This window comes from Aurantiacibacter sp. MUD61, from assembly GCF_027912455.1.
In the GTDB taxonomy this organism is placed as follows: Bacteria; Pseudomonadota; Alphaproteobacteria; order Sphingomonadales; family Sphingomonadaceae; genus Alteraurantiacibacter.
In genome coordinates this window covers 1,433,031-1,446,004 of record NZ_CP115446.1, presented here as the reverse complement: position 1 = coordinate 1,446,004, position 12,974 = coordinate 1,433,031, and the positions used below count along the sequence as shown (strand labels likewise).

The window sequence follows — 12,974 nt, the reverse complement described above, 5'->3', positions numbered from 1 at the left end:
GACGCGATGGCAGGAAACGACCCAGCGGGCGGCTCAAACGGAACGCTTACCGGCATGATGAAGCGATCGACCATTACGGACGTCGCCAAGCATGCGGGCGTTTCCATCAAGACGGTCAGCCGGGTCGTGCGCAAGGAACCCAACGTCAGCGAAGGCACGCGCAAAGTGGTCGAGGAAGCTGTCGCAGAGCTCAACTATCGCCCGACAATTTCTGCGCGTTCAACCGTCAGCGCGCGCAGCTTCCTGCTCGGCTTGGTATTCGACAACCCTAACCCCAGCTACACGTTCGAGTTGTTGCTCGGCGCGCAGGAAGCGGCGCGGTCGAATGGCTATCACCTGATTTTTGAGCCGCTGGACCGGAGCGAGAAGCAGCCGGGTCCAGCGCTGGCCGAGCTGATTATCCAGGGTAATCTGGAAGGCGTTATCGTCCCGCCGCCGCTGTGCGACGACCCCGGCGTTCTGGAAGCGCTTTCGGAAATAAACCGCCCTTTCGCCCGGATCGCTCCAAGCGAAAAGCCATCGTTGGGCTTCAGCGTTTCGATGGATGATTACGGGGCGGCCAAGGCGATCACCAATCACTTGATCGATCATGGCCACACAAGGATTGGCTTTATTCGCGGTCGAAAGGGAACCGCCACCACGCGAAGGAGGCTCTCGGGATATAACGATGCGCTTTCCGAAGCGGGCCTGCCCTTCGATCAGGAGCTGAGCTGCCAGGGCGACTTCCAGCTGCGCAGCGGTGTCGAATGCGGAAATGCACTGCTCGATCTCGAGAAGCCGCCAACCGCCATTTTCGCATCGAACGATGACATGGCCGCCGGTGTGATGATAGCCGCCCACAGCCGCGGGCTCAGAGTGCCGGAAGACCTCTCCATCGCCGGCTTCGATGACAGCCAAACCGCGCGGGCCATGTGGCCCCCGCTGACGACGATCGCGCAACCTGTCCGCGAAATGGCGGCCGCGGCTGCCAATGCCATAATCGAGCATCAGCGAAGCGGGGAAGGCGGCGAGATCGAAAGCGTCGAGCTTCCCTTCGAACTGATCATCCGGCAATCGACGGGCCCGGCCAAACCTGCCGAATGAGCACGACGCGGCTGACCTTGGCAGGGCGGGTCACGCTATTCTCACTGTTCTTCGCCTGGGGCATAGTCGCCGTGCTGGTCCGCATGACGGTCCCGCATTTTCGCGAGACATTCGACCTTGGCTATCGCGACGCGCTGCTGATCCAGTCGGCCTTCTTCATCACCTATCTGCTCTTCGCGCGCATCAGCGGCTCGGTCGTGGCGAGGATTGGCCTACGCTCTGCAGTCGTGCTGGGAATAACGCTCATGGCAGTGGGCTCGCTTTGGCTGGCCGTTGCCACCCTTTTGCAGACCTTTGCGGCACTCTTGCCTGCTGTTTTCGTAATGGCGACCGGCATCACTTTCCTGCAAGTCGCGGCCAATCCGCTCGCCGCCATTGAAGGGGGTTTGAAGACCACACAAGGCAATCTGACCTTCGCCCAGGGCTTCAATTCTCTGGGCACTGTCGCCGCCCCATTGCTGGCTGCGGCAGCCTTTCTAGGCACAGCTGCCGAGCCGCTGACCCCGGTCCGTTGGCTATTCGGCGCAATATGCCTTGCGTTGATCTTGCTGGCATTCCTCGCACGGTCGCTGCTGGCTCACGGCCCGCAGCATGTCCCCGTAGACTCTCCTCCTGCGTCAGTCAGCCGGCTTGCCCCGTTTGAGCGCAATCGACTTATCGCAGGTGTAGCGGCGCTGTTTCTCTATGTCGGCGCGGAAGTGTCGATCTCGACGACGCTCGTCAATCTGCTGGAAGCGGACGGCATGATCGCGGCCACCCGCACCTCCAGCGCATTGCTCACTTCCGTTTTCTGGCTCGGTATGCTGGTCGGGCGATTTGCGTCAGTGCCTTTGCTGGACCGGTTGGACAGGCGCGTCGTGCTTGGATTTTCCGGTGTCGCCTGTGCGATATTGTGCATTGTCGCCGCATTTGCTGGGGGCACAATTGCTGCGGTAGCCATTCTGGCGAGCGGGCTGTTTGCCGGCCTTCAGTTCCCGACGATCTTCGCGATCGCCAGCGCTGACCTGGAGCCTGCATCACGCGCCCGAGCTGCTGGCTGGCTGTGCACCGGCATTGTCGGGGGCGGAATCGTGCCGCTTGTTTATGGCGGGGTCGCCGACCGGGTGTCGATAGAAATGGCGCTGGTCGTGCCTTTCGCCTGCTTTCTGGTCATTGCGCTATTCGCCTGGCGTTTCGGCAAGGAGCAGGTCAGCAATCTGCCAGCGTCTCAGGCCGGATAATCACCGGTTCGCTTGGTGCATAACCATAACGGATCGCGCGGCTGACGAATGTATCCTGAACAGTCAATGGCGATGAATAGAGCATGCTCTCACCGCTTTCCCCGCCCCAGCCAATCGATGCGCCGGGCGTGGGCGATGACAATTCAATGCGACCATCCGAATTACGGCACGCGGTGACCGCAGCCGTTTCAGGTTGCTCGCCGCCGGGCCACATCGCTTCTACCATCTGGCGTTCGGGGATCCGGCCCATATCGCCGCTGACCTCGATCCACTGGCCCAGCTCAGCCGCCAGCCGTGCTTCGACTTCAGCGTAGCGCGGATTACCTGCCAGATTGTTCACCTCGTCAGGATCGGTCAGCGTATCGAACAAATATGCTCGCGGTGCCGGAGCATCGAGGTAGGAGGCCTGCAGCGGTGTCAGTCCGCCCGCTGCATGGAGCCGCCGCATCTCGCGCATGATCGGATTGATGTTCTGATATTCAAGCGAGGGAATAACCGGTGCATCACCGAAATAGCGAATGTAATGGAACCGCTCTTCACGAATACCGCGAAACCGCTGGGGCACTTCGTCGAACCGATCACCCGCCATGAAAATCGCATCGGGTGAGGGATCGGCAAAGATATTCCGGCCATCCATCCATTCGGGCACAGAGACTCCCGCCAGCGAAAGAATCGTCGGCGCCAGATCGACGAAGTTGACCAGGTCGTGACGACGCGTGCCAGCGCCATAGCCATCGGGGAAACGCACGATCAGCGGCACGCGGGTGCCACTGTCGAAGATCGTGCGCTTGTGCCGCGGCAAGCCGTCTCCGTGATCGGTGGTGAAGATGATGATGCTGTCCTGAAATCGCCCCTCGGCCTCGAGTTGATCGAGCAGCGCGCCGACCTGTTCATCCATAAGCCGGATATTGTCATAGAATCGTGCGAGGTTCTGGCGCACGACCGGCGTATCGGGCCAGTAGTCCGGAATGCGGACCGTTGCCGGATCGGTGAGCGGGAAATCCTTTTGCGCGTCGATCTGCGCGTTGAGGCGCGCACGATTGGCTACGTTGGGATGGATATCGGGGTCGGTATCTGGCGGCCAGGTGCGCCCTTCATGCGTCACTTCATGATTGATCATCGCGAAGAAGGGTTGGCCGGTTGCGCGCGCGTTCCAGTCGGCGCGATCGCGGCTTTGGTCCCAGACGGTGAAGGGATTGCCGAACTGGTAATCGGTTTTCTGGTCGTTGACGGTGTAATAGCCCGCCGCGCGCAGCAATTCCGGGAAGGCTTTCACCTCGGCAGGTGGCACAGCTTCATAGGCAATGCCGCCTTCCACTCTGTCGTACATGCTGGTGCGCATGTGCTGCGTGCCGATGCTCGTCTGGTACGCCCCCGTTATCAGCGCAGAGCGGGCCGGTGCGCAGACGCCCGCGGTTGTGAAAGCACGGGTGAACACCACACTTTCCTGCGCGAGCGCATCGACATTGGGTGTCACCGCAACATCGTCACCCATGAAGCCAAAGCGCGGGCTGAGATCCTCTGCCGTGATAAGGATGATGTTCGGCTGAATTGGTCCCGCCCCGGCATTGGGAGTAAGGTGTGAAACCGGGGCGGGTGCGCAGGATTGAAGTGCAACCAGCGCAAAAAGGATCATCCAGCGAAGCACAGCGCGTACCTATTCGTGATTGGGATCGTTGATATTGCCACCTTCGGTCCGCAAATTGTCGCGGAGGTCGGTTTCCGTACCATCGCGCAGCCAGCGATCGGGGAATTCGGCAGCCTCCGATCCATTGCGATTGCGCAGCACTGCACCTTCCCCATTGCGGCGCGTGAACGTGACATAGGCGCGGCCGTCTTCACTGCCGAGATTGGCAAACAGTGCACGGCGCAGCTCTTCCAGTACCTCTTGATGCTCAGGCGAAGCGATGAGGTTGTTCATCTCGTTCGGGTCTTCCTGGAGGTCGTACAGTTCTTCTGTGTCCCATACGCCGTGATACTGAATGTATTTGTAGCGGTCCCCACGGATGGCGAGCGTCGTGGGTGTATGGGGGTAATTGTACTCCCAGAAATACTCGTAATTCAGCCCCTCGCGCCATTCGCCATCATAGGGCAGCCCCATCAACTGGTTGGCAAAGCTCATACCGTCCACCGGCGCACTCGGCTGGGTGCCAGCGAGGTCGAGGAAGGTCGAGGCGATGTCGATATTGGCGATCAAGGTCTCATCGGTGCGTCCGGCGGGCATTCCCGCACCAAAAGCAATGAAGGGGACGCGCATGGATTCCTCATAGGCATTGCGCTTGTCGATCAGGCCATGCTCACCGAACATGAAGCCATTGTCTCCCATCATCACGATGATGGTGTTTTCCATGAGACCCTGTTCTTCGAGCTGAGCAATGATCGCACCAATGCCATCGTCGACAGCAGACAGCGTCTGATTATAGCGCAGGCGGTAATCGACGATGTCGAGCGTCGAGTGATAAGGGAAATCCACCCCGTGCCAGCCATTGCGCTGGTTGATCACCCACATCGGCTTGCCTTCATTGTTTTCCGGCGTGTTGGCCATGCTGGCAGGCACAGTAATATCTTCACGTGAGTATTGGTTTTCATGCCGTTCCGCCGGGATGAAATCCGCATGCACGGCCTTGTGCGAAAGGTAGAGGAAGAAGGGTTCTTCCCCATCCTGCTCCGCCAGCCAGTCGAGCGCGAACTGGTTGAGCTCGTCGGTGATGTATCCCTGCTGCTCCACGCGCTCGCCATTGATGTTGAGCATGTGGCGCACGCCGTTGCCGTTTTCCGGCAGGTAATTGCCCTGGCCGCGAAAGCTGATCCAGTGATCGAAGCCGGGCTGCGGGTCATCGCCATGGCCGCCCATGTGCCATTTCCCGATGAAAGCAGTTTCATAGCCTGCTTCCTGCAAATCCTGCGAGAAGAAGCGCGTACCTTCGCGGAACTGGATGTTGTTATCGGCGATCCCGTGATTGTGCATGTACTGCCCGGTGAGGATCGAGGCCCGGCTGGGGGAGCAAAGCGCTGTCGTTACAAAGGCATTGGGGAAATGCACCCCTTCGCGCGCGATCCTATCCATATTCGGCGTATCGAGAGTTTCATCGATAAAGCCCATCGCATCGAAACGCTGATCGTCATTGAGGATGAAAATGATGTTGGGCCGTTCAGCGGCCTGATCCTGCGCAATGGCTGCTGGCTGCATGCCCGGAGCAACGCAACCGGTCACAATCAGCGCCATCATCACAAGCAGTTTTATCGATTTCATCATCATTCTCCGCACTTCAATTCTTGGCATTTCGGGGGTGCTCGCTGTGCGATGTCACCCCCGTTTGCGACCGTCGGGGCTCAGTGCCTCAACGCATCCGCCAGCTGATGCCAATCAGGAAACGGCGATCATTCACCCTGTAGCCAAGCGGACGCTCGGCGATTTCCTGATAGCGGATTTCCGGCTCGTTCAAGATATTGATGGCTTCAGCCCGGATCGAAAGCGAGGGCGTGATCTGATAACCTATCGAGGCATCCAGCTGACCATAGGGCTCGGCAAAGCTCGCCTGATTGGTGGTGGAGCGCTCATCGTAGAATTCGCTGCGCCAGTTGTACGCAGCACGCGCTTCAAAGCCCCATTTCTCGAAATAGCCAATAAGGTTGTAGCTGTGCTCCGAGAGGTCCTGCGTTGGCAGGGTCAGGCCACTGAGACTGACGGTATCCTCATCCGCATCGACATAGGTGTAGTTGGCGATGAAGCCGAAACCGTCGAGCGGTGACGGCAGGAAGTCGAGGCTTTGCTGCCAGGCAATTTCCACGCCGCGCACTTCAGTAGCACCGGCATTCACCGGCGAATTCACGCGGATCAAGTCTTCGCCGACAAGGCAACCATCGTCGCCCGGGCTGTCTTCCGACTGATCGGAAGGGAGCGGGAAGCATCCGTTGAAAATGCCTTCCTCGATCCGCTGCGAGAAGTCTTTGTAGAACAGCGCGACGGAAACAAGATTGCCTTCGCCATAGTATTTTTCAAAGCTGACATCGAACTGCGTCACTTCTTCCGGTTCCAGCAGCGGGTTGCCGCCCCTCCCTGCCCCAGCGAAGAATTGAATGTTTACCAGCGGCGCGACATCGATCAGCCGTGGACGGGCCATGGAACGTGCGGCGCCGAAACGGGCGTAGAAGCCATCGCCGAGATCCATGACGAGGTTCGCACTCGGGAGCCAGTTGTCATAATCCTGTTCAACGGTCAGCGGAATGAAAGTGTCATTTCCTGCATCGACGCCGCCCGTCGCGACGCGATCGGTCGCGACATAGCGCACGCCGAAATTGCCGAATGCGTTTACACCGCCGAGGGCAAATTCGTAATTGGCGAGAAGATAGGCAGCGATCGTATTACGTGAAACGTCGAAGCCCCAATTGCGATCGAGGGTACGGACGATGCCGCCATCAGCAAGGATTTCATCGTAGTTATCGCGAATGAAAGCGCTGTCGAGCGAGAACCATTCGCGCGGGAAATCGCCTGTCGCGCCGTCGAAAAGATCACCATAGGGTTGCTGGACTATGATTCCAGGGAACCGCGCTTCGAGTTCATCGAATGACAGTCCGCCAAGATTACCATCAGCATCTGTATTGTTGGTATCGCGTCCACGAAGGCGAGAGCGGCGACCAACCTCCTCGGTAATACGGCCGCCAAATTCGAGCGAATAGATCGGGCCAAAACGGAAATCATAGTCGAAGTCGATCCGCGCGGCGGTCTCGTAATTCTCTTCCATCTGGCGCTGCGCCACGATGTTATTGAATCGGTAAGTATTCAGGTCGAGCAAATCGACCCGGCGGTCATCGGTGAATTCGGTCGTGGCATCGCCATTGCCGCCGCGCACCAGGGGGACAATTGTCGGTAGATCGGTGCCGGTGGAGAAATCATAGAAATAGAACGGCCATTCGCTGAATGCCACACCGCTGGAGCTGAAAAACTGGTCGTTCACCTGATTGCCGGTGCCGTGGTTGAATTCCACGCTCATATCCAATCGGTCACCGACTTCCCACGACGCCCCGAGCGCCAGCGTTAGCACTTCCTGTTCATTCGGCGCGGAATTGCCGGAGATATTGAGGTTCACGCCGCGCTGCGGATTGCCGTTCGGGCGGACCTGACCAAGAATAGCGTTCAGGACGGTCTGATTATCGGAAATCAACGCATTTTCCGGCTGCTGGTAAACCGGGCGGATGCGCAGCGCATCGGGCGGTCCCTGCAATGCGCTGTTGAATGAGGATGTGTATTGGAACTGAGTATCGCCAGCCTCATTCCGGGTGAAACGCGCATCTGCAAACAGCTCAAAGCCGCCTTCGGTCTCAGCCTGGAAAGAGAAAGTGGCGGTATAGAGCTCGCGATCCTGTTCGCGCACCTGGAGGCGAGTCTGCAACGGCACGTAGGCGCCATCCTGCAAGTCCAGGATGAAGCCATCCTCGTCGCGCTCGACCAGCTCTCCAGCAACTCCGTCACCATCGAGGTCGCGCCCGAAGCCGTCGACCGCATCCCAGCCACGGATATCGAGGAAGTCCTGTCGCAGGCGACGCCCGCGATAGGTCAGATTGCCAAGGATACCGAAGCGCGTGCCGCCGCTCGATTCAAATTGATAGCTGCCAAGCAGATTGGCATTGTTCGTCCACGCATCGGCACGTTCAGCGAACTGCGCGTCGACTGAAGCACTCAGCAGATTGCGGCGGCTGTCCAGCGGACGGCGCGTATTGAAGCGAATGATCGCACCAAGCGCCCCTTCCACTTCGTCGGCAGCGGGCGTCTTGATGACTTCGATGCTGCGGAAAGCGTCGGACGTAATGGCCTGATAGGTCACATCGCCACCTGCGCCAGCACCGACTTGCGTCTGCCCATTGATCTCGACGCGATTCTGCGAGAAGCCGCGCACCGCGATTTCCGAGCCTTCGCCAAGGTCACGATTGATCTGCACACCGGTGACGCGCTGCAACGCCTCGGCCACATTGGTATCGGGAAGATCGCCGATATCTTCGGCATCGATCACATCGGTGATCTGATCGCTTTCGCGCTTTGCATTGGTCGCGCTCTGAATAGCGGCGCGGATACCGGTGACGACGATCGTGTCATCGACCTCGCAATCCTCGGCCTCCGGATCGCAATCCGCATCCTGCGCCATCGCTGGCTGAGCTAGAAATGCGAGGCTGCACCCGGTGAGCAGATACGCCATCGCCTGCACGCGAAATGACTTGGCCTTCATGGTCTTTCCTCCCTCTTTCGCCGCTGTAACCCCATTATCGAAGAATCAGCCGGTCTCAATTCAAAGGCCGAATCAATCGGCCCTCCCGTTACTTTATGACAATATTGACAGACAATGACAACATTATCATTATGATTTTTACGAATCGCGCCGCAAAGAGCGCGTAGCAGGACGCCGACGGGAGAAAAATGATGAGAATTTTGAAGCGCTTGGCGCTGCTCGTAGTTGCTTTCTGCCCGGCTTTGGCAGTCGCGCAATCGGGTGTCGAAGCGGCTCCTGCGCCCAACATAGTCCTCATCTTTGTCGATGATATGGCTTATGGCGACATGAGCGCCAACGGGCTCGACAGCTGGGTGGAAACGCCCAATCTCGATGCTCTTGCAGCGTCGGGCATGCGCTTCACCAATGGCTATGCCGCTTCCGCGGTCTGCGGGCCGAGCCGCGTCGGCCTGCTCACCGGCACCAATCCCGCTCGCCTCGGTGTGTGGTGGAACCCTGACACGACGCGCGAGCCGATGCCGGAGAGCCAGCCGCTGCTGCCGCAGTTCTTGCGCATGCATGGCTATGACACGGCAGTCGTCGGCAAGTGGAACCTTGCGAACGATGTGTCGTCCGTATCCGATGTCGCGATAGGACCGATGACCTGGGGCGGCGTCTACCACCCGCGTGAAGACGGCGCCTATGAAGGTGTCGGGTTTGGCTACGGCGCTGGAGGCCATGCCTCGGGCCATTGGGTCGACCCGGATGAGGACGGCGAATATCTGACTGACTGGCTCACGCGCGGCGCAGTCGGATTCATCGACGGGCACAGCGGCGACGATCCGTATTTTCTCTACCTCGCATATAATGCGCCGCACAGTCCGATCGAAGCTGCTGCCCGGCATCAGGAGGCGGTCGCCCATCTCCCGACAGAACCGCAGCGTGTTTACGCCGCCATGATCCTGGCAGTCGATGAAGGCGTAGGGCACGTGATGGACGCGCTTGAGCGCAACGGCGATGCGGAGAACACGCTTATCCTGTTCATCAGCGACAATGGTCCCGCCACCCCCGGCTTTCGCGGCTATCCGGACGATTGGGAGGATATCCCCGTGCTGGGTGTCACGGGGCCCCTCAGCGGGCACAAAGGCACTCTGCGCGAAGGCGGCATCCGCGTTCCTTTCATTGCCAGCTGGCCTGCGCGGATTCCTGCCAGGCAAGTCAATTCGACACCTGTGACCACGCTCGATCTTTACCGGACATTCGAAGACATTCTCGATTTCGAAGAGCCGACAGGAGAACTTTTCGACGGGACCAGCCTCCTTCCGCTGCTGACTGGACAGGCGGAAACGATCACAGCGCGTGACATGTACTGGCAGCGCCGCGTCTGTGGCAATCGGGCGAACTGCCGCGAAAGCGCAGCGATGCGGCATGGCGATTTCAAATTGTACATCGGTGAGGATGGTGCGGCGAGTTTCTACAACCTCGCTGATGATCCGGGCGAAACGCGCGATATCCAGGCTGATCAACCCAACAGGTTCCGCAATATGAGCGAACGCTACACCGAATGGCGGGCCTCCCTTCCCACTCCAATTTCCGAACGCGAAGAGCATCGCCGTCGTCGCGGCAATTGATCAGCAGATGGGCGAGATGACACAAACCAAATCAACTTCCGGTGCCTTTGCCAGCGTCACCACGCTGTTTTTCGCATGGGGATTTATCACCTCGCTGATCGACCCGCTGGTCGCGGCGGTAAAAGGCATTTTCTCGCTGTCGAATGTCGAGGCGCAGCTGACGGCCTTTGCTTTCTTTATCGCCTATGGTCTCGTCTCGATCCCGGCAGCGATGCTGGTCGCGCGGCTCAAACCGGTAAAGGCAATCATCCTGGCCATCGGCCTCATGATCGCGGCGTGCTTTGCAATCCTGACCGCCAGCAATCTGGACACTTACACAGGCGTGCTGCTGGGTCTGTTCGTGATGGCCAGCGGGATTACCGTGTTGCAGGTTGCGGCAAATCCACTCGCCGCTTCTCTCGGTACTCGGGAACGCAGCCATTTTCGCCTGACCTTTAGCCAGGCGTTCAACTCGCTGGGCACAGTCGTGGGCCCGCTGTTGGGCGCGAAGCTACTGCTGGAGAATGTCGAAATTCCAGAAGGCGAAACGCTCGATCCCGCCATGCGCGATGCTGCGCTCGGTTCTATCGATCTGAGCTTCCTGATCATTGCCGCAATGCTCGCAGGACTTCTCGCCTTCATCTGGTGGTCACGCCGCCGCATCAGCGATGGAGCCCCCGCCCCCGCAAAGGCCGCGAGCTTTTCCGAAACGCTCAAAGAGGTGGCCGGATCGCGCTGGGCGCTGATCGGCGGCTGTGCCATTTTCCTCTACGTTGGTGCCGAAGTCGCCATCGGCACGCAGATGGCGCTGTTCCTCGAAGATGATGGCGTATGGGGCCTCTCACTGCAGCAGGCTGGCTACTACGTCAGCCTGTATTGGCTGGGCGCCATGATTGGCCGTTTCGCTGGTTCGGCTTTGCTCACGCGTTTCGCCGCGGCACATCTGCTCGCACTCGCAACAGCTTCGGCGGCTGCCCTGTGCCTGTTCTGTGTCGTCGTGGGCGGCGCACCATCCGGCTATGCTGCACTGTCGATCGGCTTGTTCAATTCGATCATGTTCCCGGTCATCTTCACTCTGACACTCGAGCGTTCCACCGCGTCGGCGGCAGCCACATCAGGCTTCCTATGCACTGCCATTATCGGCGGAGCGATTATTCCCGTCCTTACCGGAGCGATGGCCGACAGCTACGGTTACGCGATCGCCTTCGCCATCCCTGCCACCTGCTACATTGCCCTATGCGCCATTGCGCTGCTGGCATCTGCAGACAATCGCAGGGCGATCGCCACAGAGCCGGTTCAGGTCGGACACTAGATGGCTTTCGATAGGAATCTTTGCATGCGCCTCTCACTCCCTCTCGTCGCGATTGCCTCTGCAATCACTGCTTGCGCCGCGCCGCAGACTCTTGCCCAGGCAGAGGCCCCGGCGCGCGCGCCTAACATTCTCGTCATTCTAGTCGATGATCTGGGTGCACGCGATCTCGGGTATTCAGGCTCGGTTTTCCACGAGACGCCGGAAATCGACCAATTGGCTGCAGAGGGCATCGATTTTACCAATGCCTACGCCGCTTTCCCGCGCTGCGTACCTTCACGCCACGCTTTCTTCACCGGCCGCAATCCTGCCCGCGCGCAGGTGCCCGGCGGGCGCGGCGGGGAATCTCTCGGCACCGAAGTGGTGACAGTCGCCGAAGCCATGCAGGAGGCCGATTACACAACGTTCTTCGCAGGCAAGTGGCACTTGGGCCGCGAAGCAGATGAAATGCCCGACGCACAGGGTTTTGATATCAACATCGGCGGCGGCTCAGCAGGAGCTGTTGCAACGCATTTCTTCCCGTATGGCGCTGAAAACCGGCGTTCGATCGGACCGGGCCTGAAGCAGGGCGAGGAAGGTGAGTATCTGACCGACAGGCTGACTGACGAAACAGTCGCATTTCTCGAAAGCCACGTAGCAAGCGGAAGCGATCGCCCGTTCTTCGCGGTCCTCTCACATTATGCCGTCCACACCCCGATCGAGGCACCGGCCGAGCTTGTCGAATATTACGAAAGCAAGCTCGATAGGATGGAAGAGCCGGACCGCCCTCAACTCATCGAGCGGGATGGTGAGACACAGCTTATCCAGAACGATCCCGTTTACGCAGCGATGGTCACAAGTGTGGATCAGAGCGTGGGCGATTTGCGTGCCGCGCTCGATCGGCTCGGCGTTGCCGAGGACACGATCATCATCTTCACATCCGATCATGGCGGGCTGAGCAATCGCGGCCTTGGTCGCGGACGCCGCCTGCCGACATCCAACTGGCCGCTTCGTGCGGGCAAGGGGCACATTTACGAAGGCGGCGTGCGCGTCCCCTTCCTCGCCGCATGGCCGGGCCATCTCGATGGCGGTGTCACCAGCCCGACAATCGTCAACAATACCGACCTGTTTCCGACTTTCCTTTCCCTCGCAGGGCTTCCGCTTCGCCCAGACTGGCATAGAGATGGCAATCCGATTGCCGCGATTGCCGGCGGGGAGCAGGTCTCCAGCCCGATCTATTGGTACAACCCACGCCCGCGTGTCCAGAGCACTGGCGACCGCGCATCTGCCGCCATTCGCGATGGCGATTGGAAATATGTTCTGAGCTTCGATCCGGCAGTGCCGAGCGAGCTTTTCGACCTGTCGGAAGATCCGGGCGAGAATAATGATTTGTCAGGCCGCTATCCGCAACGCGCCGCCGACATGCGCGGGCAGTTGGAGAATTATCTCAACGAAATTGATGCAGTCGCCCCGTCTCTTGACCGCCGCGGTCGGGAGCCTGTTCCCGGAGTTTCGTTCGGGAATTGACCACGGCGCAATCCGCGCCGCCCTGCTTCAGGGACGAGAAATG

At 59.4% G+C, this 12,974-nt stretch carries 8 protein-coding genes; 5 read left to right on the top strand and 3 right to left on the bottom strand.

What is annotated here, in order from left to right; translation table 11 throughout:
- Positions 1-6: 6 nt before the first annotated feature.
- Positions 7-1,083, top strand: a complete 1,077-nt coding sequence (locus tag O2N64_RS06985) for a LacI family DNA-binding transcriptional regulator (protein WP_271079557.1) — start codon at positions 7-9, stop codon at positions 1,081-1,083.
- A complete protein-coding gene (locus O2N64_RS06980) occupies positions 1,080-2,303 on the top strand; it encodes an MFS transporter (protein WP_271079556.1) in 1,224 nt (407 codons plus the stop codon). Before O2N64_RS06985 ends, O2N64_RS06980 begins: the two co-directional genes overlap by 4 nt.
- Here the strand turns inward: O2N64_RS06980 and O2N64_RS06975 are convergent.
- From O2N64_RS06975 to O2N64_RS06965, 3 genes are all read right to left on the bottom strand, one after another.
- On the bottom strand, positions 2,272-3,939 hold the full coding sequence (locus O2N64_RS06975; protein ID WP_271079555.1) for a sulfatase family protein: 1,668 nt from the start codon (positions 3,937-3,939) through the stop codon (positions 2,272-2,274). The two genes, O2N64_RS06980 and O2N64_RS06975, sit on opposite strands and share 32 nt — an antisense overlap.
- A 21-nt stretch (positions 3,940-3,960) precedes the next feature.
- Positions 3,961-5,556, bottom strand: a complete 1,596-nt coding sequence (locus tag O2N64_RS06970; RefSeq protein WP_271079554.1) for a sulfatase family protein — start codon at positions 5,554-5,556, stop codon at positions 3,961-3,963.
- An 88-nt stretch (positions 5,557-5,644) separates the two neighbouring features.
- Positions 5,645-8,527, bottom strand: a complete 2,883-nt coding sequence (locus tag O2N64_RS06965; RefSeq protein ID WP_271079553.1) for a TonB-dependent receptor — start codon at positions 8,525-8,527, stop codon at positions 5,645-5,647.
- Between the two features lie 188 nt (positions 8,528-8,715).
- Here O2N64_RS06965 and O2N64_RS06960 point away from each other — a divergent pair, with 188 nt between their 5' ends.
- The 3 genes from O2N64_RS06960 to O2N64_RS06950 are packed head-to-tail and all read left to right on the top strand — an operon-like array spanning position 8,716 to position 12,931.
- Entirely contained in the window at positions 8,716-10,137 is a 1,422-nt protein-coding gene (locus O2N64_RS06960) for a sulfatase-like hydrolase/transferase (protein ID WP_271079552.1), read from the top strand.
- Between the two features lie 16 nt (positions 10,138-10,153).
- Positions 10,154-11,428 carry a glucose/galactose MFS transporter gene (gluP, locus tag O2N64_RS06955; protein WP_271079551.1) on the top strand — a complete coding sequence of 425 codons (1,275 nt, stop codon included), beginning with the start codon at positions 10,154-10,156 and terminating at the stop codon, positions 11,426-11,428.
- Positions 11,429-11,452: 24 nt separating this feature from the next.
- On the top strand, positions 11,453-12,931 hold the full coding sequence (locus tag O2N64_RS06950) for a sulfatase (protein WP_271079550.1): 1,479 nt from the start codon (positions 11,453-11,455) through the stop codon (positions 12,929-12,931).
- Positions 12,932-12,974 lie beyond the last annotated feature (43 nt).

What these genes read in the sequence shown, in the direction of transcription:
- O2N64_RS06970 (WP_271079554.1), bottom strand. Translation starts at nt 5,556, where the DNA reads ATGAAATCGATAAAACTGCTTGTGATGATGGCGCTGATTGTGACCGGT.
- O2N64_RS06980 (WP_271079556.1), top strand. Translation starts at nt 1,080, where the DNA reads ATGAGCACGACGCGGCTGACCTTGGCAGGGCGGGTCACGCTATTCTCA.
- O2N64_RS06950 (WP_271079550.1), top strand. Translation starts at nt 11,453, where the DNA reads ATGCGCCTCTCACTCCCTCTCGTCGCGATTGCCTCTGCAATCACTGCT.
- O2N64_RS06975 (WP_271079555.1), bottom strand. Translation starts at nt 3,939, where the DNA reads ATGATCCTTTTTGCGCTGGTTGCACTTCAATCCTGCGCACCCGCCCCG.
- O2N64_RS06960 (WP_271079552.1), top strand. Translation starts at nt 8,716, where the DNA reads ATGATGAGAATTTTGAAGCGCTTGGCGCTGCTCGTAGTTGCTTTCTGC.
- O2N64_RS06985 (WP_271079557.1), top strand. Translation starts at nt 7, where the DNA reads ATGGCAGGAAACGACCCAGCGGGCGGCTCAAACGGAACGCTTACCGGC.
- O2N64_RS06965 (WP_271079553.1), bottom strand. Translation starts at nt 8,527, where the DNA reads ATGAAGGCCAAGTCATTTCGCGTGCAGGCGATGGCGTATCTGCTCACC.
- gluP (WP_271079551.1), top strand. Translation starts at nt 10,154, where the DNA reads ATGACACAAACCAAATCAACTTCCGGTGCCTTTGCCAGCGTCACCACG.